We start from the raw sequence: 21,534 nt of genomic DNA, 5'->3' as shown, positions 1-21,534 counted from the left end.
GTGATCGAGACGGTGCCGCCACGGGGGGCGCAGGGGGCTGGATAGCAACGCTCCCCTGCGCCCCCCATGCTCGTTGGCGGGTATTCGCACCAGCCCCTAGCGTTCTTCACCCCACGGCGTGACGCAGCGTCAACACAGTGGCTGCGCTCGTCACGTGAGGTGAGACCCATACACATGAGCGCGCAGGCGGAGCGGTTTCGTCACGTGGCCGAAAGGCCGCGCGGCCGCCGCCGAGCGGGCGGGAGCGGGGGGTGAGCGACGGTGAGTCTTTTCGGCCAGGACCGCTCGTTCCTCCACGCCCTCCCCGACCAGGACCGCGCCGCGCTCCTCGCCGCCGGCACCCCGCGCGCCTACGAGCCCGGCGAGGTGATGATCCGCGAGCGCGACACCTCCGCGTACGTCCTCGCGCTCACCTCGGGCTGGTCGGTCGTCTCCGTCGAGACCGAGCGCGGCACCCGGCTCATCCTCGCCCTGCGCGGCGCGGGCGAGGTGGTCGGCGACCTCGCCGCCGTGGACCGGCGCCCGCGCAGCGCCACCGTCACCGCCCTCGGCCGGGTGGAGGCCGTGGCCGTCTCCGGCGACCGCTTCCGGCACTTCCTCGCCACCCACCCGCACGCCACCGCGCTGATCATGCGGCAGCTCTCCGCCCGGCTGCGCAGCGCCGACGTCGAGCGCCGCTCCCTCGCCTCCGAGACGGTCCTCCAGCGGCTCGCCGCCCGCCTGGTCGAACTGGCCGAGCGCGCGGGCCGGCGCGCCGAGAGCGGGACCGTACTCGAACTCCCGCTGCACCAGCACGACCTGGCCGCCGCCGTCGGCGCGACCAGGGAGGCGGTGGCCAAGGCCCTGCGGCTGCTGCGCGAACAGGACGTCGTCCGTACCGCGAACCGCCGGGTCGTCGTCCTCGACATGCCCGTCCTGCTCCTCCTCGCCCAGGGCGGATCACCTCGTACGAGCCCGGCGGAGAAATCTCCGCCCGGTGTGTAAACGGCTACAGCCCGGGCCGCCGCGCGCGGCCAGTCTTGACCCGTCACCACGGCACCACGGCACACACAGGGAGTCCGAGTGAGCACTGCGGGAGCGAGCGTGGGAGCGAGCGCCGGAGCCATCCACCGGCTCGTCGTCTTCGGCGACGCCGTCGGATCGGGCACCTTGGGCATGGACGCGAAACGGCTGATGCGCGCCACCATGTACGAGGCCTTCGGAGAGGCGTACGCCGCCATCGGCGTCGAACCCGGCGCCGTCCACCAGGAGGACCGCGGCGACGGCATCCTCGGGGCGCTGCGCCCCGACGTACCGCCGATGTTCGTCGTCGGACGGTGGATCGACACCCTGTACGAGAGCCTGCGCGAGCACAACGCGAACCGGCGCGACCGGCTGCGGATACGGGTCGGCATGAACGCCGGTCTCGTCCTGGAGGACGGCCACGGCCTGGTCGGACGGGCGGTCGACCTCGCCTGCCGGCTCTGCGACAGCCCGACGGCCAAGGAGATCATGACCGCGGCGCCCGAGGCCGACCTGCTCGTGGTCGTCTCGGACTGGCTCTACTCCAACGTCGTGGTCGAGGGCGGCCGTTACGTCGAACCGGCGCACTACCGGCAGGCCCGGGTGCGCTCCAAGGAGACCGACGAGCTCGCCTGGTTCCACATCCCCCGCCTCCCGGCCCCGCCGCTCCCGTCGGCCCCGGGGGGCGCACAGACCGGCGGTGGGCCGGCGCGGGGGGACGGCCCACCGCCCATCGACGTACCCGCACCCGAGCCCTCGCGTCGGTACCACGCCGAGGGCGACATGCAGGTGTTCGAGCGGAACACGATCCACGGCGGCTTCACCGGCGTCCGCAAGGACCGGCCCGCCGCCGCAGAGGGGGAGACGGCATGAGCGACCAGGACGACGCCCCGGCCCCGGAGGAGTCCCGGGACGAGGCCTCCCCCGGCGGCTCGGGCGGGTCCGGCGGGTCCGGCGGAACGGGAGGCGGCGAGACCTCCGGGCCCGAGCGGCCCGCTTCCGAAGGAGGCGCCGAAACGCCCTCGACCCCGGAGCCGAGCCCCTTCGAGCGGGCCGGCCGCAGTCCGGTCGACGGGGTGGGCGGCACCGGCGGCGCCGGAACCGCGCGGGCCGCCCTGCGCACCCTCGCGCCCCGGCCCGCCGGCCGTACGTACGAGATCGGCGGCGACGGTCACATCTACGAGGGCAACCAGTGGATCACCCAGTTCTGGGCGGGCACCCGCCCCGAACTGGTCCAGGGCGCCGTGCCGCAGGAGACGCTCCAGCACCTGGACGACGTCTACCGCGAAGTGCCCGGCTACGCGCGGATGCGGGACCTCCTGCGCGGCAACCGCCTCCTCGTCCTGAGCGGCGAACCCGGTAGCGGCCGCAAGGCCACCGCCCTCGCCCTGCTCTCCGAGGTCACCGACCACAAGGTCAACCGGCTCGACCCCCGCCACCGCGTCGACGAGATCGACACCGCGTCGCTGGAGGGCGGCTTCGGCCACCTCCTGGAACTCCCTTCCGACGAGGGCCGGGCCGAGCACGAGCCGCACCGGGGCCGCGACGAGCCCCGTGACCGGACGCGCCGTACCCGCGTACGCCTCTCCGAACTGCACCTCGACCGGTTCAGCGAGCAGCTGCGCGAACAGGACGCGTACGGCGTCGTCCTCGTCGAGAGCGGCGACCTCGCCGACCGGTTGCTGCGCGGGCGGTACGGGATGTACTGCCCGCCGCCGCCCTCCCACGAGGTCCTCCACCGCCACCTGCGGATGCTGCTGCGGGGCGAGCCCGAGGGCGCCCTCGACGGCGCTCGGGCCCTGGCCACGCGCGCGGACGTGACCAAGGCCCTCGGCCTCGACGCGCTCCGCCCCCGGGAGGCCGCCCGGCTCGCCGACCACCTGGCCAGGCGGCAGAAGGAGGAGCTGACCGACGCCGAACTCCTTGAGGACTGCTCGGCGTTCGTCCGCGCGCAGGCCCGCTCCTGGTTCGCCGGCGCGGACCGGCCCGGCACCCTGCCGGAGGCGCTGCCCGCCCTCAACGCCACGGCGTTCCGGATCGCGGTCGCCGTCTTCAACGGCTCGGCGTACAGCATCGCCGCCGAGGCGGCCGAACTCCTCACCTGGGAGCTGGCCGCCACCCTCGACCCCGAACAGCCGCCGGGGCGGCGGCTTTTCGGTACGCACGCCGACAGCCGGCCCGTCCTGGCCCGCTCCGTCCTGGAGGACGGCGAGCTCGACCTCGGCTCCGTCAAGGTGCCGGTCCGGGCCATCCGCTTCCAGGGCGAGGCGCTGGCCCCGGCCGTCCTCGCCGAGATCTGGGACGGCTACCACAACGTGCGCGGCCCGGTCTCCCGCTGGCTCCGGACGCTCTGCCACGACCCGCGCCCCGAGGTGTGGGTACGGGCCTCCATCGCCGCGGGCGTGCTCTGCTCCTGGGACTGGATCTACGGGTTCGGCGAGCTGATCGCCCCGATGGCGGCCATGGACAGCGCCGTACCGCGGATGGCCGCCGCGACCGCGCTCGCCGAGGCGGCCCGCAACCCGCGCGTGAAGCCGGCCGTCGTCGCCGTCCTCAAGGAGTGGGCGAACGGGGAGGACGACGACCTCCTCGACACCGCCCTGCTCACCCACGGCTACGTCCTCGCCGCCGGGACCGTGACGGGCTCGCTCGACGCGCTCGCGCGCGTGGTGCGCCGCCGGGAGGCCACCGACGTGGACGTCATCGGCACGGCCTCCTTCAGCGTCGTACGGCTGCTCGCCTCGGGCGACCCGGAGCCGGTCGTACGGCGGATGGCGGCCTGGCTCCGTGACGGGCGGCTCAACCTCGCCAACCTGGTCCTGGTCTCCATGCTGAACACGCTGACGTTCCGGACCACCCACCTCTGGGGGCTGCGGGACGTGCCCGAGCTCGAACCGCACGCGGCCCGGCCGCTCCTCGTGGCCCTGCTCGCCACCCACCCCTCCCTGGCGCCGCACTTCGCGGGGCTGCTGCGCCACACGCTCTCCACCGGGCGTTCGGGCGAGGCGGCCCTCGACGGCCTGGGGAGCCTGCTGCGCCGCGCGTCGCGCGACGAGGAGGCGCTGGACCACGTGTGCCGGCTCCTGCCGCTGCTCGGGGTGACACGCAGGGACCGCGACCGGCTGCGCGGGCTGCTGAAGGAACTGGTCGGCGACCGTGACCGGCCGATGGACCGGCGGGCCGCGGGCCGGATGTGGGACGCGGTGGCGGAAGGAGCCGAGCGATGAACGACCCCCGGAACCAGAACGGCGGCCAGGGCGGGCAGGGCGGCGGACAAGGGCAGCGGCGACAGCAGGGCGGCGCACAGGGCGCACAAGGCGCGCAGGGAGCGCAAGGAGCGCGGGGCCAGCAGCGAGGTCAGCAGGGACAGCAGGAGCAGCCCGGACAGCCGGGGCAGCCGGGCGGGGAGAAGGCCGTGGGGCCGCTGTTCTGTGAGCTCGCGCCCCCGTACAAGCGGACCAGCGGCGCGGTCGCGGCCGTGCTCCTCTACCGCAACGGCGGCCACCGCATCATGTGGCCCGACCGCACCGAGGACACCAACAAGCCCCTCCTGGGCTCCCCGTACACCGTCTTCGAGGTGCTGACCGGCCGCCATGTCACCGAGTTCGAGCTCAGCCTGCCCGCCTCGGGGGACGGCATCTTCTTCCAGGCCGCCGCGCGGGTGGTGTGGGAGGTGGCGGACCCGTACCTCGTCGTCACCCAACAGGTGTGGGACGTGGCCGAGTTGATCCGCGACGACCTCCTGGACGGGCTGCGGGCGGTGTCCCGCCGCTTCCGGCTCACCGACGCGCAGCGCGCCGACGAGGCCGTACGGGAGGAGCTGAGTTCCGGGCGCTTCAGCCTCGGCGAGGACCTGGGGCTGCGCGTACGGGTCCTGGTCTTCATCGACCTGGCCGACGCCATCAAGGAGAAGGTCGGCGAGCGGGACATCATCGAGGTGTCGATCCAGGTCGACGAGCGCGAGCTGGAGCAGAAGCGGCTCAAGGAGCTGGGCGAGCGCGGGCTCGTCGCGGAACGGGCCCGGGAGCTCGAAGAGCTGTTCCGGCGCGGTGATCTGGCCCAGATCGCCCACCACATGGCGATGAACCCCGACAAGCAGTGGGAGATCAGGCGCGAGCTCCAGCACGAGAAGCGGGAGGGACAGGCCGACTTCCTCGCCGTGTTCAACCGCCTGCTCGACACCGGGGTCCTGGAGCGGCACGACATCGGCGAACCGATGTACCAGGTACTGGAGTTCCTGCGGGAGAGCACGGGCTCGGTCCTCGGCGGAGTCGCCCACCGGGTCCTCAACCCGCCCGGTTCCCGCCGCGGCAGGGCGGCCCTGGACAGGGGCCAGGGGCAACCCGAGCCCGTCGCACCGCCGTGGCGCGACGACGAGCGCGACGAGGACGAGCGGGACGTACGGGATCAGGACGCGCGCAACGAGAACGCGCGCAACGAGAACGCGCGCGACGAGGACGCGCGGGAGGTACGGGACGAGGAACGGACGGTCTACGAGCCGACCCGCGTCCAGTCGTCCTCCGAGCGCGACCGCGCCCGCCGCCGACGCCATGACGAGGGGCGCTACGACGACCGGCGCTACGACGACCGGCGGTACGACGAGCGGGGCTTCGGCGACCGGGGTCCCACGCGCCGCCCCAGCTCCGACTTCAACGACTGGGACACGGAATGACCGCGCCCACGCCCACCCCGACCCCCGCTCCCACCCCCACTCCCGCGCCGACCCCCGCACGCGTGCCGGACGCCGCCGACCTCCGCTTCATGGCCGAGCGGCTCCTCACCACCGTCCGCGAGGACATCGGCCGGGCCGACACGAAGGCGGCGATCCTGCTCTCCGGCGCCCTCGCCTTCCTGGCGGTGGTCTTCTCCCGCAACCCCGGCCCCCTGCCCTCGTCGGGCGCGGGCCTGGCCCTGTTCGTGGGAGCCGGGGTGCTGTGGACGGCCGGGGTCCTGATGCTCGTCTCGGTGGTCCTGCCGCGTACCCGCGTCGGCGCCGACCGCACCCTGCTGCGCGAACTGACGGCGGGGACCGGGCCGGACGTGCTGCGCGACCGGCTCACGACGTCCGGCGAGGACGTCACCGACTGGCTTCTCGAACAGGCGAGCGTGCACGGAATCGTGCTCGCCGCGAAATACCGGTGGCTGCGTCGGGGCGTGAGCGCTCTCGCGCTCGGCGCGCTGCCGGCCCTCTTCAGCGGACTGTGGTGAGAAACATGCAGTGGAGAAAGACCGGGGGAGTCCTGCTCCTCGCCGGGGCGCTGCTCGCGCTCTCCGGCCCGGGCGCGGCGGGTGCCGGTGACGCGGCGACGCTGTGGACCCGTACGAGTGCACAGGCGAACTCGGCGGCCCCGACGCCGTCCGAGGGCCCCGACCCCATCGACTTCGCCGTCGTCGTCGACCAGTCGGCGAGCCTCGCCGACAAGGACCTCGCCCTGGAGACGGAGGCGGCGGCCCTGCTCAGCCAGGGGGAGATATCCGAACGCTCCCGGGCCACCGTCATCGGCTTCGGAAGCTCCGAGAAGCCGGGCCAGTCCCCGGTGAACGTGGTCTGCCCGCCGACCGTCGCCGACGCGGCCGGCCGCCAGAGCCTGAGCGACTGCGTCCCGAAGCTGACCCGCAGGGACGCCGCCCGCATGGGTCCCGGCACCGACTTCCCCGCCGCGATCCGCCAGGCCGTCTCCCGACTCACGGAGGGCGGCCGGACGACCACGCCCAAGGTCGTCTTCCTGCTCACCGACGGCAAGCTCGACGTCGGCGACAGCCCCGAGTACGGCCCCGACAAGGCCATCCGGCAGAGCAACGGCGAGAAACGGCTCGCCGAGGAACTGGCCCGCGCGCGGGCCGCCTCCGTGCAGATCTGGCCCCTGGGCTTCGGCGGCGAGATCGACCGCGCCGCCCTCACCGCGATGGCCGAGGGCGGCTACCGGGGCAGCTGCGCCGACGTGCCCGGAGCCATACCGCGGATGCGGGTGGTCGACGACGCGGCGGGGATCGACAAGGCGCTCCAGGAGACCTTCGCGGCGGCCCGCTGCGCCCGGATCGCCCACGGTACGGTCGGCAAGCCGCCGGCCGACCTGGCCGTCACCATCCCGCCGATCGCCACCGACGGTTCGCTCACGGTCGGCAAGCACGACCCCAAGGTCCGGGTCACCTACTACGACCCGAGCGGCCGCAAGGTCCCCACCCAGGGCGAGTTCGACGGCTCGACGTTCGAGGTCAGCGGCCAGGACGGCCCGGTCGAGGCGCTGCGCGTCAAGAACCCGATGCCCGGCCGCTGGCGCGTCCACATCGAGGCCCCGGAGGGACACCGGGACCGCGAGGTCGCCGTACGGGCCATCTGGCAGGGCCGGTTGCGTTCCGAGGTCACCCTCGACCCCGCCTCGCCGCGCGGGGGCGAGGAGACCGTGGTGGAGGTGCGGATGCAGACCCGGCGCGGGGTCGTCATCACCGACCCCACCCAGTTGGCGGGGGTCGGTGTCTCGGCCGTGCTCAGCGGCCCCGGCTTCGAGCCGGTCACCGTCCGCCTCGCCGACGACGGGCAGGCGCCCGACCGGCGGGCGGGGGACGTGCGGTTCACGGGGCGCGTCACGATTCCGGCGACCGCCACCGGCGACCTGGAACTCGTCACGAACATGGCGGCGCCCGGCATCACCTCCGACCGCCGCCCGCTGCACACCCGGAAGTCCGAGGGCACGCCCGTCGTCACCGCCGGTCTCACCGTCGACCGGGCGACCGTCCACCCCGGGGCCACCGTCCGCGGCACCCTGGACGTCGCCAACGACGACAGCGTGCCGCACCGCCTGCGCCTCGCCCTGAAGGACCAGACGCCGGGCGCCGACCTCACCCTCTCCCCGGCCACGGTCACCGCCGAAGCGGGCCGCACGACCCGGTACGACTTCTCGGTCACCGTCGGGCGCGGCACGCCCGTGGGCGAACTGGGCGGCCAGATCGTGGTCCTGGACGCGGCCGACGGCGACCGCACCCTCGACACCACCTTCCTCGACGTGCGCGTGGAGGCGCCGCCGACCTGGTGGGACCGCTGGTGGGGCGCGGTGGTGGCCGGGGCGGCGGTCCTCCTGCTCGCCGCGGCCTTCACCGTCGTCCGGTTCCGCGACCGGCGCCGGCGCAAGGACCTGACCGGCGTCCGGCTCGAACTCCTCCGCGACGGACAGGTCCTGAGCACGCTCGGCATCCGCAAGAACCAGAGCCCCGGCGGCGAGTACCCCTTCACGATCGAGGAGGCGCGCGGGGCGGCCCCCACACTCCGCCGGGCCCGCGGCGCCTCCTCCGCCCACCGGCTGCGCCGGTCGGGCGGCGGCGAGCTGCTCCTGCGGCCCAGGGGCGGGCGGGAGTTCTCCATCCGCCCGGGGGTCCCGGCGGGCCTCGACGACTTCGAACTCGTCGCCGTCGACGGCCGCCGCCCGCACCGCGGCACGGACTCGGTCCGTACGAGCGGGTCCGGCGGCCGGGAGCGTACGGGTACGGGCTCGGGTACGGGCGGCTCAGGCCGGGAACGTACCGGCGCCTCGGGCCGGACCGGCGGCTCCGGCGGTCTGCGCGACCGCTTCCGCCGCGGTTCCTCCACCCCGGGCGCGGACGCTCGCGGCACCGACCGGCGCCGGGAGCGTGCGACCACCGACCGCGACCGGTCCGGCGACCGGTCCACCGACCGCGACCCGGCCCGGGACCGGCGCCGTACCGGACGTCCCGACTCCGGCGGCGGCGCCGAGCAGCCCCGCGGGTCGACCCGCTCATCGGACTTCTGACGGCTCACGCACCGACCGCACCACCACGGTCTCAAGGGGAGACGCACATGAAGATCTACCAGCCCATGCTCTTCGTCGGCCTGGGAGGCACCGGCGGACGCATCGGCAGCGAACTGGAGCGGAGCCTGCGCAGAGAGCTGTGCGGCCCCGACGGCACCGATCTCGTCGACGGCGGCAAGCGGCTGCCGTTCCAGCTGCCCGAGTGCCTGCAGTTCGTCTACGCCGACTTCAGCGAGGGCGACCTGCTGCACCAGCCGCAGTTCAAGGCCAAGGGCGCCGAGAGCCAGGCCTACGCCCGTACGTCCAGGATGGTCCGCGACCTGCTGCCGGCCGAGTTCGACTCCTCTCCCGACGTGACCCGCATGCTGCGGATCGCGCTGCACGAGGAGACCCGTTCGTGGCTGCCGCCGCAGGCCCGCCAGCCCCGGGTCGCCCCGCTGCACGACGGCGCGGGCCAGCTGCCGACCGTGGGCCGCGCCGCGCTCTTCGCGACGATGCGCCACGGCCTCGAACCGGTCCTGCGCCAGCTGCGCGAGGCCATCAGTGCCATCGGCACCTCGGCCGGTGACCTCCAGCGGGTCGGCGGCGGCCGGATCCGGGGCTGCGACGTCTTCGTCGCCTTCTCGGTGGCCGGCGGCACCGGAGCCGGGATCTTCTACGACTTCCTGCATCTCATCGGGCACGAGTTCCGCAACGCCAAGGTGCGCGGCGTGAAGATCTACCCGCTGGTCGTCATGCCTTCGGCGTTCCCGCCCGAGGCGGGCGGCGGCCGCGAGGCCGAACTGAACGCGGCCCGCTCCCTGGTGGACCTCTCGCGGCTCGTCGACGACCAGAACGTGCCGGACGCGGCGGACGAACTCGGTGACGTCGAGCAACGCAGTCGGATCAGCGTCCACTACCCGGGCGAGGGCGCGGTCAAGCTGCGGGCCTCCACCGTGCAGACCGCGTTCCTCTTCTCCAAGCCCGCCGTCATCCGCCCGGAGGACCTGCGCCGTTCCATCACGGCGATGGTGATGTCCCTCATCGGCACGGAGGTCGGCGAGGACTCCGGTGGCCCCGGGGGCAACCGGGGGAGCGACGACGACTACCAGTCGTTCGCCGCCAGTTTCGTCAACAAGAGCGTGGAACGGTCCACTCCGGCCCGTACCGGCATCGGCTACCGCGGCATGTCCACCAGCCTCGCCGCCTCCCTCACCGTGCCCGTCGACGACCTCGCCGAGATCGTCGCAGCGCGCCTCCTCGCCCAGGCCGTCCGGGGCATGACCGAGCGGGCCCGCCGTCCCTCCTCCGACTCGCCGGAGCTGGTCAAGGAGCTCTTCAACCGGTCCGGGATCGGGCGGCTCTGGGTCCGCGAGGCCCCCGACGTGCCCGCGCCGGAGGAGCTGCCCAAGGGGAGCCGGGCGATCACCCGGGCGCTCTTCGACCGGCTCGGTGACATGGAGGACTCCCTCGACCGCCTCACGAGCACCCTGGAGCGCGAAGTCCCGCGCCTGGTCGAGGAGTTCAAGCCGGGCACCGGTGTGCGGGAACTCCTCGACAAGATCGGTCCCTTCCAGCTGGAGGCCGTTCTGAACGGCCTGCCCGGCCACACGGACCGGATCGGCCGGGAGGGGTTCACCGGCATGCTCGACAACCGGCGCAACGAACCCGAACGGCCCCCGCACGTCCACACCCAGCCGCCCGTGATCCCGCACATCAAGCGCAGTAAGGGCGGTCTCGTACCGGCCCGGTGGAGCGACCCCGACGTCCAGGACGCGCTCGCCGAACAGGAGGACTGGTACACCTGGCGGGCCCGGAAGCTCTGGCACAGCGGCTGGCAGGAGGGCGAGACGCAGTGGCGGGACCCGCTGCACCGGATCGTCCACGACCTCGGCGAGCTGACCAGCGCGCTGCGCGCCCACGAGCAGGACGAGGGCCGCCTCTTCGCCGACCGCAGGCGCGAGCTCTACCGCGACGACCGCACGGGCATCACGTACCTCCTGCCCCCGCAGAACAGCCTGCGGGCCTTCTACGACGACGTCCTCGACCGGCTCGCGCAGAGCGAGCGGCTCCCGGAGAACGTCGACGCCGCCACCCTCCTCGGGCGGCTGGTCAGGGCCGAGGACTGGCGCTCCGCCCTGGACGCCGTCCGCCGCTCACCGGGCGCCGCCGTCAAGGAGATCAAGCAGGTCGTCGAGCAGCGCGTCAAGCGGCTCTTCGGCGAGGCCAACGAGGACCGCTACACGCGGCCCCTGCTGCCCTCGATGGAGCTGCTGCTGCGGGCCGCGTCCGGGGACGAGGCCGCCGAGTCGAAGATCGACGTCCGCTGGCTCGAACAGTTCCGGGCCGGGATCGCCGGGCTGCTCCCGGTGGGCTTCAGCCCGGACGGCGGCGGACCGCTGAAGACCCTCATCGTGCACCCGGCGAGCGAGTCCGACACCCGCGCCTCCGAGTACCTCGCCGAGGACCTGAACCTGCCGGTCGGCGGGACGCAGGAGTTCCGGGCCGTGGACACCGACTCCATCACCGTGGTCCTCTTCCGCAGCGGGATGAACCTCACCGACATCTCCGAGGTCCGCGGTGTCCTCAAACTGTGGGCGGAGGCACGGGACTCGGCGGGCGAGGACGACTTCCTGCACTGGCGGCAGCGGCTCGGCTACCAGGACGACTGGCTGGTCTCCACCGAGGAGGACCGGACCCGGATCCTGCACCGGCTGCTCAACGCGATGTGGAACGGGAACATTCGGATCCAGGGACCGGCGGACTCCCCCGAACTGGTCCGCATCCGGCTCCAGGAGGGCGAGGGCGCGAGCATGTCGCTCCGCCTGGAGGGCTTCGACGGAGCGCTCTCCAGCTGGGCCGGTCTGCTGCGCGGCTACGAGCAGTCGGCGCTGCTCGACGAGGGGCAGATCGTGGAGGTGTTCTGCGAGCGGCTGATGCGCTCGCTGCCCAAGGGGCTCACCCATGTCCCGGCCGACCCGTCGCCGCTCTTCGTCCACCTCATCGAGAAGGTCGTCCCGCGCCAGGTGGCGCTGCTCGACCAGTTGAGTGCGGAGTACGACGAGCGGGACGCGCAATGGCTCGCGCCGCTGCGCCACTTCTGGACGGAGACCTTCCCGGCCGCCATGAACCGGCGCTTCTCCGGGGCGGGACATCCCGTACGGCCCAGCCTCCAGGCCCTCTTCGACCGGTACGTCCAGACACAGGCACAGGCACAGGCTCAGGCGCAAGCGCAAGCGCAAGCGCAAGCGCAAGCGCAGGAGCAGGCGCAGGCTCAGGCCGAGGCGCAGGCCCAGGCTCAGGCCGAGAACCAGGCGCCCGAGCCGCCCCCGGAGTCCGTGCCCCGGCCACGGCCCGAACCCCGGCCCCAGGCGGCGCCCCAAGCCCCGCCCCCGCCCGCGGCCACGCCCGAGGACGTCCGTTACCCGTGGGACCTGGACGGTGAGGAGGAGTGAGCCCCCGCGCGACCCCGGAGCACCCGGTACCCGGCCACGCCGTGTGCCTCGACCTCAGGGCCCCGCTGCACGACCCCGACGGCGTCGTGCGCGCCGCACTGGAGGCCCCGCAGCCCCCCGGGGACCGGCGCTTCGTCGTGCTCGACGACGCCGAGATGCTCGTCGCCCACCAGCTCCTGCACGAACGCCTGTCGTCGTACGGCCCCGCGCGGATCATCTGCCTCGCCGTCGGCGCCCCGGGCCGGCGCACCCTGCACCGGTCGCTGACGCTGCGCCCGCGCAACGCCGGGGTGCTGTGGCTGCTCGACGAGCCGGACGACGCCGCGCTGCGCCCGCTCGTGGACATCGTCTCGGGACCCGAGGTGTTCGGGGCCGTGCTCCGGGCGCTGGCGGAGGTGGTCCACGGCGTGGCCGTTCCCTCCGCCCGCGTCCTGGAGCACGACCTGACCGAGGAGGCCCGCGCCCGGTCCTGGCGGCAGGCCGTGGAGGGGCTCGCGGGACCGGACGTACCCGCCCAGGCGCCCTCGACGGACGGAGCTCCCGCCGAACTGGCCCTGCTCCTCGACGAGTCCGTGCCGCGCTCGCTCGCCGGCCACGACTGGCTGCCCGCCCACGGGCGGGCCGGGGGCCTGCTGCTCACCTGCGAGGAGGCCTGGGACGACGCCGTCGAGGGCCACGCGCGCGTGCGCGGTCCGGCCGGCTTCCTCGCCGGGGCCGACCGGTCGCCCGACCTGCCGGGGGAGATCGAGCGCTTGGCCGGCGCCCTGAAGCGCCTCCGTACCGCCGTCGCCGACACCTTCGCCGTCGCGGGCGGGGCGAGGCTCACCGCCGAGCACCGGGGGCACCTGCGCGACCGGGGCGTCGAACTGCCCGAGATGCCGCGGGAGATCTCGCGCGCCGGGATCGTCCCGGCCCTGCGGGACCACACGTACGAACTCATCGGCCGCGGGCTCCCGCTGCGCTCCGTCGCCGCCCGGCTCGCGGCCCTCTCCTCGCGCACGGCGCCCGCGGGCAGCGCCGCGCGGCTCCAGCGTCTCGACGAGATCTGCCCGCCCGAGGACCTGCACCGGATGGCCGCGCAGCAGCCGTTCACGGCCGGCGGCTCCCGGCCCGTCGCGCTCGTGGTGACCGGTGTCCTCGCCCTCCTCGCAGGGCTCTGGCCCGGCGCCGGCTGGGCCCTCGGGCCCGGCACCGGCGTCCTCGCCGCCGTCCTGGCCCATCTGATGCTGCGCCGCAGGCCCAACCGCTCACCGGACGGGCGGCTCGACGGCGGCGGCAGCACCGGCGCCGCGCCCCGGCTCTTCGGCGGCGTCGTCGGCGGGATCCTCGGGGCGGCCGTCGGCCAGCTCGTCGGCCTCCCGCTCTGGGCGGGCGCCGTGACCGCCGTGCTGGCCGTCGGCGCCGTCGTGGGCCTCGCCCTGCGGGACTGGACGCGCGCCGTGGACGACTGGTGGGCGCGGATGGACCCGGGGCACGCCGGCCCCCTGTTGAAGGAGATCCAGGACCTCGTGATCACGACGGCCGTGCACGACTGGCTCTTCGCCGACGTGCGCCACCACTGCGCGGAGGGCGCCGGGGCGGTCGCCCGACTGCTGCGCGGCCTCGCCGCGACGGCCGACGCGTACGCGTACCCGTACGAGGGGAACGGGCCCGGCTCCGGGCGCGCCCACGACCACGGCCCGGAGCGCACCGCTCCGTCGGGCGGCGCGGACGCGGGCACGGGCACGGCTCCGGGCGAGGCCTGGAGCTGGGGCGACTGGGCGGACAGCGCGGGCGACGACCTCTGGTCCGACGGACCGGACGAGGACGACCTCGTTCCCGAGCCCCGCAAGCCCGAGTCCCCGGCGCCCGCCAAGCCCCTTGCCCCGACGGGGGCGTCCGGGGACCCGGCGCCCGCCTGGCTGGAGCGGCGGCACGGCGACGGCGGTCCCGCCCTCGTGGACACCCTCCTCGCCGACCTCGTCGAGGGCACCGTCCGCATCCTCGACGGCTGCTGGGCGGGGATCGAACGCGACCCGGCGAACGCCGGCCGGCTGCCGCTGGACGAGCGGCTGACCGAGCTGCTCGACGAGACCCGCGTCCGGCTGGAACGGGACGTCGCGGCCTCCCCGCCGCCCGGCTCGGGCGACCGGCGCGACCGCCCCGACGCGGCCCGGCTCACCGGTGTCGCGCCCGACGCCGTGGCCCGGCTGATAGCCGCCGACGACGACCCCGACCACACGGTGCCGATGTGCGGGCCCGAGCATCTGCGGCTGCTCTCGCACGACCCCGGCGCCGTCCGCCAGGTCCGCTTCGTCCCCGAGACGATGCGGCGCGGAGCCACCGGCGACGACATCTGGCGTGGCACGGGGGAGGACGTGGAGTGGACCCGCGCGGGACGGCACGCCGGCGTCCTGCGGCTCGTACCGCTGCGCCCGGACGTGGTACGCATCGTCAGGGCAGAGGAGGCGGGAACGCCATGACCGAACCCGACGACGGGACCCGGCACGCCCGGCACGCCCGACACCCCGGAACCCCCGGGCCTCAGGATGAGTTGGAGTTCTCCACGCACCTCGGGGACACGATCCGGTTCGCCGTCCGGTACGGCGCGGACCGCAGAGCGGCCGGCCGCCCCGGCGTGCTCGTCCGCGAGGTCACGCTGAGCGCCGGCTGGCCGGTCCTCCAGTACCGGCTGCCGCGCTCGGCGCAGGCGGACCCGCACGCGTACGGCGCCCTGGAACGGGAGGTCTCCGCCGCCGTCGCGCTCGAACGGCGTTACGGCACCGAGAAGTTCGGGGAGGTCTTCACCCGGATCGTCGGCTTCGACCTGGAGGGCGCGGACCCCTTCGTGCTCTACCGGCTGTCCGCCGGATCGCCGCTCACGGAGTGCGCCGGTCGCCTCAACGGCGACGAACAGCACCGCGTTCTCGCCCAACTCGCGCTCTCCGTACGGCTGCTGGCCGAGGTCGAGTTCGTGCACCGGACGATCGCCCCCGACACCGTGCGCTGGGACGGCACCCATGTGCGGCTGGGGGAGCCGTACGCCGTCCTGCGCGAGGGCGAGCCCCGCGAGGCCTTCGGCTCGGCGCCGTGGGCCTCGCCCGAACAGCGCGCCGGGCGCGGCACCGCCGACACCCGCGACGACCTGTGGTCGGTCGGCAGGATCGGCTACTACCTCCTCTCCGGCCACCCCGACCGGGGCGAGGGGCCGCCGGAGGACCTGGGCGACTACCGCCGCCTCGCGGCGCTCGAACACAGCGGGCTCTTCGCCGCGGACGCGGCCGCGCGGCCGTCCCCCGTGGAGCTGTTGCGGCTCCTGCACGTCCCGGACCCGCTCGCCACGGCCGTCGGCGCCCCCGATCCGCTCAGCAGGGGCCGCGCCGAGTTCGACGCCCACCTCGCCCGCAAACGCCGGGTGGCGGCGTCGCTGTTCCCGCCGGAGCCGAGCGGGACGGGGGACGGGCGGCAGCCGGGCGGGGACGCGGCGCGCAACCCCTACGACCTGGTGCCGCCCCGGCCCTCCCTGCGCGCCCGGCTGTTCGGCGGCGACACCACCGACCGGAACCCGCCACGCCCCGCCCCGGCCCCACCCCCACCCCCCGCTTCCGCGACGGCCGACGCCCCGGCCGCGCGGCGACGCGGTCGGATGTGCCCGCACTGCCTGCTCTCCGTCGAGTACGACGAGAGTCTGCTGGTCACCATCGACGCCAAGGGCAACCGGCTCCCGCTCGACCTCGCCGCCGAACAGCGTCCCGCGCACCGGCGCGAGCTCCTGCGCAAGGCGTACCACCTGTGCCCGCACGCGGGGCCCGGCGACGAGGCGCACGAACTGCCCGTGCCGTACCTGACCAACGGCGAGCCGCTCTCCATCGCCTTCGTCGGCAGCTCCTCCGTCGGCAAGACCCATCTCCTCGCCGCCATGCTCGGCGAGGTCGAACTCGGCGGCCTTGAGCGGTACGGACTGAAGTGCCTGCCGCTCAACCCGGACACGCACCGCGCGTTCCTGCGCGAGCGCGTGCAGAGCCTGCAGCAGGGGCGGCGGCTCGGCAGCACCGTCCAGCAGACCTTCGCCCGGTTCGCCGACGGCCTGCTCGTCTCCGCCCGGGGCGCGACGCCACGGCCCGTCGTCTTCTTCGACCTGGCCGGCGAGGACCTCGCCCAGGACGGTGTGGTGACGAACTTCCTGTCGGGCGTCGACGCGTTCGTCTTCGTCCTCGATCCGCTGCGCGCCCTGCGCATGCCCGCGCTCGACCCGGTCCGCGAACAGGACGGGCTGCCCCTGCGGGAGCTGGGGGACGAGGCGTTCACCACGGTCCTCAACCGCCTGGAGCGGCCGGCCGACGGACTGATCGGCGCGCCCGCGGCGATCGCCGTCAACAAGTCCGACCTGGTCCGCTTCGAACCGGCCGTCGACCGCTGGCTCGGCCGCGCGCTGCCGCCGAGGATCGACCGGGAGGCGCTGCGGGCCGAGAGCCGGGACGCGTACGCCTTCCTGGCCCACCACGCGAGCCGTGCCTGGCTCAAGCCCTTCGACGACAGTGCCCGCTGCACGCTGCACTTCGTCGCGGCCACCGGCGGGCAGGCGAAGGGGGACCGGTTCCCGCACGGGGCCCGGTCGCGCCGGGTCCTCGCACCGCTGTTGTCCATCTTCGCCATGTGCGGGCTGCTTCCCGGGGCGGAACCGATCGAGGAGGGAGCCGGATGAGCCGGTCGAGATACGAGGCGGACCAGATCGTCTTCCGCTGGGACAGCGAGAACGCCGTCGGCACCACGGGGTTCGGGCCGGTGGCGTGGTCGGGGCAGCGGGACGAGGTCGAGGCCCTCTTCCAGATCTACGGAGCGCTGCTGCGGGCGAGCGGGGAGGAGACCCGGCCCGCGCTGCTCCGGGTGGAACAGCCCGCGGGCGTCGTCCTGATCCGCCGCATGCCCGGACGCGACCCCGGCGGGCGGGCGTCGGTGGTCTGCCATGCGCTCGTCGGCTCGCCGGAGCTGCTCGACCCGGCGTTCTGTCTCGGGCTGCACGCCTGGGACTGGCAGGGGGCGGAGCTGCCGTCGGGGCTGATACGGGGAGCCCTGCCCGCCGTCCCGAGGGAGGCGCTGGTGGCCTCGGCCGTGGCCGGTCAGCGGGCGCTCGACCTGGCGTTGCCCGGAGTGGAGTACGAACTCACGGGCATGGTCGCGGAGTTGCTGCGGCACCCGCAGGCCCGGTTCACGGTCCTGGACGAGCGGGGCGACACCGCGTACGCGGTACTGCGCGGGCTGCACGCGATGTTCACCGACGTACCGCGCCCGCGCCGCTGGACCTTCGCGAGCCACGACACGGTCGAACTGAACAAGCTGCGTTACGTGTTCGTCGGCCAGTGGGCGGGGGCGGCAAGCCGGAACACGGACCGCCGCCGGGTGGACCCGCGCGAGCGGATCGGCGACCGGGCGGAGGAGCTCGCGGCCCGCCTGGTCCACCACCACCTCGACGGCCCGGAGGGCGCGGTCGTCGCGGCCCTCCGCGAGGCCCCGGGCGCGGGCGACCTCTCGCTCCTGGAGTCGGCCGAACGGGCGGTGGCCCGCCTCGACGCGGCCCGCGCCCGCCGCGCGTCCACCGACGACACCAAGCCCCCGGAGCCCGCGCGCGGACCGGCGTGGGTCCAGGACGAGGAGGCCCCGTACGGGGCCCAGGAGGCGGGCGGGCCACCGGCTGTCGAGCCCGCCGCACCGGTCCAGCCCGTCACGCCGGTCGTACCGGTCGAGCCCGTGGTGCCCGTAGCCCCGCCGGCCTGGCCCCCCGCTCCGTACCAGCCACCGCAGGTACTTCAGTCACCGCAGCCACCCCCGACACACCAACCACCCCCGCCACCGCCCCCGCCCCCGCCACCCCAGCCCCACGGCGACCTGCCCGTCGTGGCCCCCGTGTGGCGAGGGCCCGAGGGGAGCAAGGCCTGGTGGCGCAGGGGGCGGTCGAGGCGCGGGAGGCCGGTGGAGACCGGTCTCGTACGGTGGCTGGCCGCCGACGCGGACGACGCCGAGGCGCGCGTCCGGGCGGCCGGTGACCGCGAACTGCTCACCGCGCTCCGGGGTCACCGTTCGTACCGCGTCACCACCCTTCTCATGCGCGAGATCGCCCGACGCCTGCCCCACTGGCCGCAGTCCCTGCGGCGGGAGTTCGGCGACCTCGTCATCGCCCACGAGTTCTTCGTGACGGCGCCGCGCTCCGCCCTCCTCGGCGAGCCCGACGAGGCCGAGCGCGCCGCCAACGCGGCCGCCCTGCACCGCTGGGCCGTGCGCCCGCTCCTCGACGAGGGCGACGCACCGGGCAACGGCGTACTCGTCGCGCTCCTGACCCGGCTCCGGGCGAGCCCGGTCCCCGCCGCCCGGGCGGCCTTCCAGCAGATCGTGGACGACGAGCGGCCCGGTCTCCCCGAGGCCGTCTGGCGCGCACTCGTCCAGGATCCTGCGCTCCCGCCGGAACCCGTACCGACGCCCGTACCGACGCCCGTGGCCTTCCATGCCCAGGCCCCGCACTCTCAGGCCCCGCACTCTCAGGCCCCGCACCCTCAAGCTCCGCCGCCCCTCGTTCCCTCACCCCCGCCACCCGCGCCCGCGGCCTCGCCCCCGCGTCCCCCCGGCGACGGGAAGCTCGTCTTCCTGGCGCTCCTCGCCGTGATCGTCACCCTCGTCTCGGTCATCGTGTCGATGGTCGTGACGTGAGAACCACGCGTGAGCCGCCCGGCTCCGTCAGGATGGGCGCATGGGATTCCATGTCGATTCCGAGACCGGGCGGCTCCGCCGCGTCATACTGCACCGGCCCGATCTGGAGCTGAAGCGGCTGACACCCTCCAACAAGGACGCTCTCCTCTTCGACGACGTGCTCTGGGTGCGCCGCGCACGCCAGGAGCACGACGGGTTCGCCGACGTGCTGCGCGACCGGGACGTCGAGGTCCATCTCTTCGGGGATCTCCTCGCCGAGTCCCTCGAACTGCCCGCCGCCCGCAAGCTCGTCCTCGACCGGGTCTTCGACGAGAAGGAGTACGGCCCCCTCGCCGCCGACCATCTCCGCGCGGCCTTCGACTCCCTGGACGCCGTCGCGCTCGTGGAGGCGCTCGTCGGCGGGATGACGAAGCGGGAGTTCCTGGCGGTGCACCGCGAACCCACCTCGGTCCGGTTCCACGCGATGGACCTGGACGACTTCATCCTCGGCCCGCTCCCGAACCACATCTTCACCCGGGACACCTCCGCCTGGATCTACGACGGGGTCTCCATCAACGCGATGCGCTGGCCCGCCCGGCAGCGCGAGACCGTCCACTTCGAGGCGATCTACAAGCACCACCCGCTCTTCGCCGGCCCCGAGGCGGGCGGCTTCCACCTCTGGTCCGAGGGTCAGGCCGACTACCCGTCCACGATCGAGGGCGGCGACGTCCTCGTCATCGGCAACGGAGCCGTCCTGATCGGCATGAGCGAGCGGACCACCCCGCAGGCGGTGGAGATGCTGGCCCGGGGGATGTTCGCGGCCGGCTCGGCCCGGACGATCATCGCGCTCGACATGCCGAAGCGGCGCGCGTTCATGCACCTCGACACGGTGATGACGATGGTCGACCACGACACCTTCACCCAGTACGCGGGGCTCGGCATGCTCCGCTCGTACACGATCGAGCCGGGCGACGAGGGCCAGTCCCTGCGGGTCACCGACCATCCGCCCGAGCACATGCACAGCGCGATCGCCGCCGCGCTCGGTCTCCAGGACATCCGGGTCCTCACCGCGACCCAGGACGTCCACGCGGCGGAGCGCGAGCAGTGGGACGACGGCTGCAACGTCCTCGCCGTCGAGCCGGGCGTGGTCGTGGCGTACGAGCGGAACTCGACCACCAACACCCATCTGCGCAAGCAGGGCATCGAGGTGATCGAGATCCCCGGCAGCGAGCTGGGCCGGGGGAGGGGCGGCCCGCGCTGTATGAGCTGCCCGGTGGAGCGCGACGCCGTGTGAGGCCGGCCGGGCAAGGGGCGGCCGCGGCGGGGACGGCCGGGCCAGGGGCAGCCGAGGCGGGGACGGCAGTCGGTCCGGGCGCGACGGCGGAGTCGAGTGGGCGGGGTCACTGTATAGCCATGCTGATTGGCGTATAGACTTCCAGTCGCAGACTTGTTCGTCGTCCGTTCGTCGTCGTCGCCTCGCCGTCCCCGACCGTATCCAGGAGCGCCCCATGGCCACCGACCTCATCGGCCGCCACTTCCTCAAGGAGCTGGACTTCTCCGCCGAGGAGTTCCGCGGTCTGATCGACCTGGCCGCCGAGCTGAAGGCGGCCAAGAAGGCGGGCGTGGAGGTCCAGCGGCTGCACGGCCGGAACATCGCTTTGATCTTCGAGAAGACCTCGACCCGGACCCGCTGCGCCTTCGAGGTCGCCGCGGCCGACCAGGGCGCCTCGACCACGTACCTGGACCCGGCCGGCTCCCAGATCGGCCACAAGGAGTCGGTCAAGGACACCGCCCGGGTCCTCGGCCGGATGTTCGACGCCATCGAGTACCGCGGCGACAACCACGAGAAGGTCGAGGCGTTCGCCGCGCACGCGGGCGTCCCCGTGTTCAACGGACTGACGGACGACTGGCACCCCACGCAGATGCTCGCCGACGTCCTCACCATGACCGAGCACACGGACAAGCCGCTCGACGAGGTCGCCTTCGCCTACCTCGGCGACGCCCGCCTGAACATGGGCAACTCCTACCTCGTGACCGGCGCCCTCCTCGGCATGGACGTCCGGATCGTGGCCCCGAAGGCGTACTGGCCGGGCGAGGCGGTCGTCGCCTCGGCGCACGCCCTCGCGGAGACCAGCGGCGCGACGATCACCCTCACCGAGGACGTCGGCGAGGGCGTCAGGGGCGCGGACTTCGTCGCCACCGACGTCTGGGTCTCCATGGGGGAGCCCAAGGAGGTCTGGGACCAGCGGATCGCCGACCTCCTGCCGTACGCCGTGACCATGGACGTGCTGCGGGCCACCGGCAACCCGGCCGTGAAGTTCCTGCACTGCCTGCCGGCCTTCCACGACCTCGGGACGGCCGTCGGCCGCGACATCCACGCCCGGCACGGGCTGAGCGAGCTGGAGGTCTCCGACGAGGTCTTCGAGTCGGACCACTCCGTCGTCTTCGACGAGGCCGAGAACCGGATGCACACCATCAAGGCGGTCCTCGTCGCCACGATGGCCGGCGACCTCGGGTAGTCGTCACCTGCTCGTCACCGCAGCTCACGGATAGCGATACGCCCGATTGGGTGTATATGCGATCCATGGTTACCATCGGATCGATTGGTGGGGTTCGGGCTCACAAGCCCGGACCCCATTCGTGCGTCCACACCCCGGGCGCCCCGCTTGATC

The 21,534-nt window shown here is 74.1% G+C and carries 12 protein-coding genes; all 12 read left to right on the top strand.

What is annotated here, in order from left to right; genetic code table 11:
* The first annotated feature begins 261 nt into the window (after window positions 1–261).
* The 12 genes from AB0F56_RS28580 (at window position 262) to argF (ending at window position 21,381) form a co-directional block, all read left to right on the top strand.
* Window positions 262–984, top strand: coding sequence for a Crp/Fnr family transcriptional regulator (locus AB0F56_RS28580; RefSeq protein ID WP_362014562.1), 723 nt, complete (start codon window positions 262–264; stop codon window positions 982–984).
* Between the two features lie 78 nt (window positions 985–1,062).
* Window positions 1,063–1,875 carry a hypothetical protein gene (locus tag AB0F56_RS28575; RefSeq protein ID WP_362014561.1) on the top strand — a complete coding sequence of 271 codons (813 nt, stop codon included), beginning with the start codon at window positions 1,063–1,065 and terminating at the stop codon, window positions 1,873–1,875.
* A complete protein-coding gene (locus tag AB0F56_RS28570; protein ID WP_362014559.1) occupies window positions 1,872–4,229 on the top strand; it encodes a hypothetical protein in 2,358 nt (785 codons plus the stop codon). The genes AB0F56_RS28575 and AB0F56_RS28570 overlap by 4 nt, the downstream gene beginning before the upstream one ends.
* On the top strand, window positions 4,226–5,674 hold the full coding sequence (locus tag AB0F56_RS28565) for a hypothetical protein (RefSeq protein ID WP_362014557.1): 1,449 nt from the start codon (window positions 4,226–4,228) through the stop codon (window positions 5,672–5,674). The genes AB0F56_RS28570 and AB0F56_RS28565 overlap by 4 nt, the downstream gene beginning before the upstream one ends.
* The gene (locus AB0F56_RS28560) at window positions 5,671–6,210 is read left to right on the top strand and encodes a Pycsar system effector family protein (protein WP_362014555.1); all 540 of its coding nucleotides are present in this window, start codon (window positions 5,671–5,673) and stop codon (window positions 6,208–6,210) included. Before AB0F56_RS28565 ends, AB0F56_RS28560 begins: the two co-directional genes overlap by 4 nt.
* A 5-nt stretch (window positions 6,211–6,215) precedes the next feature.
* Complete coding sequence (locus AB0F56_RS28555) at window positions 6,216–8,768, top strand: VWA domain-containing protein (RefSeq protein ID WP_362014554.1); 2,553 nt, start codon at window positions 6,216–6,218, stop codon at window positions 8,766–8,768.
* A 47-nt stretch (window positions 8,769–8,815) separates the two neighbouring features.
* Window positions 8,816–12,202 (top strand): tubulin-like doman-containing protein, encoded by a 3,387-nt coding sequence (locus tag AB0F56_RS28550; RefSeq protein ID WP_362014552.1) that lies wholly within the window; start codon window positions 8,816–8,818, stop codon window positions 12,200–12,202.
* Entirely contained in the window at window positions 12,199–14,664 is a 2,466-nt protein-coding gene (locus AB0F56_RS28545) for an ATP synthase subunit I (RefSeq protein ID WP_362014550.1), read from the top strand. The genes AB0F56_RS28550 and AB0F56_RS28545 overlap by 4 nt, the downstream gene beginning before the upstream one ends.
* Entirely contained in the window at window positions 14,661–16,886 is a 2,226-nt protein-coding gene (locus AB0F56_RS28540) for a hypothetical protein (RefSeq protein WP_362014548.1), read from the top strand. Before AB0F56_RS28545 ends, AB0F56_RS28540 begins: the two co-directional genes overlap by 4 nt.
* Window positions 16,883–18,883, top strand: coding sequence for a hypothetical protein (locus AB0F56_RS28535; RefSeq protein WP_362014547.1), 2,001 nt, complete (start codon window positions 16,883–16,885; stop codon window positions 18,881–18,883). The genes AB0F56_RS28540 and AB0F56_RS28535 overlap by 4 nt, the downstream gene beginning before the upstream one ends.
* 40 nt (window positions 18,884–18,923) lie before the next feature.
* Window positions 18,924–20,156 (top strand): arginine deiminase, encoded by a 1,233-nt coding sequence (locus AB0F56_RS28530; RefSeq protein WP_362014545.1) that lies wholly within the window; start codon window positions 18,924–18,926, stop codon window positions 20,154–20,156.
* Between the two features lie 214 nt (window positions 20,157–20,370).
* Complete coding sequence (gene argF, locus AB0F56_RS28525; RefSeq protein WP_362014543.1) at window positions 20,371–21,381, top strand: ornithine carbamoyltransferase; 1,011 nt, start codon at window positions 20,371–20,373, stop codon at window positions 21,379–21,381.
* The last annotated feature ends 153 nt before the right edge of the window (window positions 21,382–21,534 follow it).

Source organism: Streptomyces sp. NPDC026092, assembly GCF_040638605.1.
Classification (GTDB): Bacteria; Actinomycetota; Actinomycetes; order Streptomycetales; family Streptomycetaceae; genus Streptomyces.
This window is presented reverse-complemented; position numbering and strand designations above follow the sequence as displayed.

Excerpts from the sequence above, each read along its gene's own strand:
- AB0F56_RS28530 (WP_362014545.1), top strand. The coding sequence starts at position 18,924 with ATGGGATTCCATGTCGATTCCGAGACCGGGCGGCTCCGCCGCGTCATA.
- AB0F56_RS28550 (WP_362014552.1), top strand. The coding sequence starts at position 8,816 with ATGAAGATCTACCAGCCCATGCTCTTCGTCGGCCTGGGAGGCACCGGC.
- AB0F56_RS28565 (WP_362014557.1), top strand. The coding sequence starts at position 4,226 with ATGAACGACCCCCGGAACCAGAACGGCGGCCAGGGCGGGCAGGGCGGC.
- AB0F56_RS28560 (WP_362014555.1), top strand. The coding sequence starts at position 5,671 with ATGACCGCGCCCACGCCCACCCCGACCCCCGCTCCCACCCCCACTCCC.
- AB0F56_RS28555 (WP_362014554.1), top strand. The coding sequence starts at position 6,216 with ATGCAGTGGAGAAAGACCGGGGGAGTCCTGCTCCTCGCCGGGGCGCTG.
- AB0F56_RS28540 (WP_362014548.1), top strand. The coding sequence starts at position 14,661 with ATGACCGAACCCGACGACGGGACCCGGCACGCCCGGCACGCCCGACAC.
- argF (WP_362014543.1), top strand. The coding sequence starts at position 20,371 with ATGGCCACCGACCTCATCGGCCGCCACTTCCTCAAGGAGCTGGACTTC.
- AB0F56_RS28570 (WP_362014559.1), top strand. The coding sequence starts at position 1,872 with ATGAGCGACCAGGACGACGCCCCGGCCCCGGAGGAGTCCCGGGACGAG.
- AB0F56_RS28535 (WP_362014547.1), top strand. The coding sequence starts at position 16,883 with ATGAGCCGGTCGAGATACGAGGCGGACCAGATCGTCTTCCGCTGGGAC.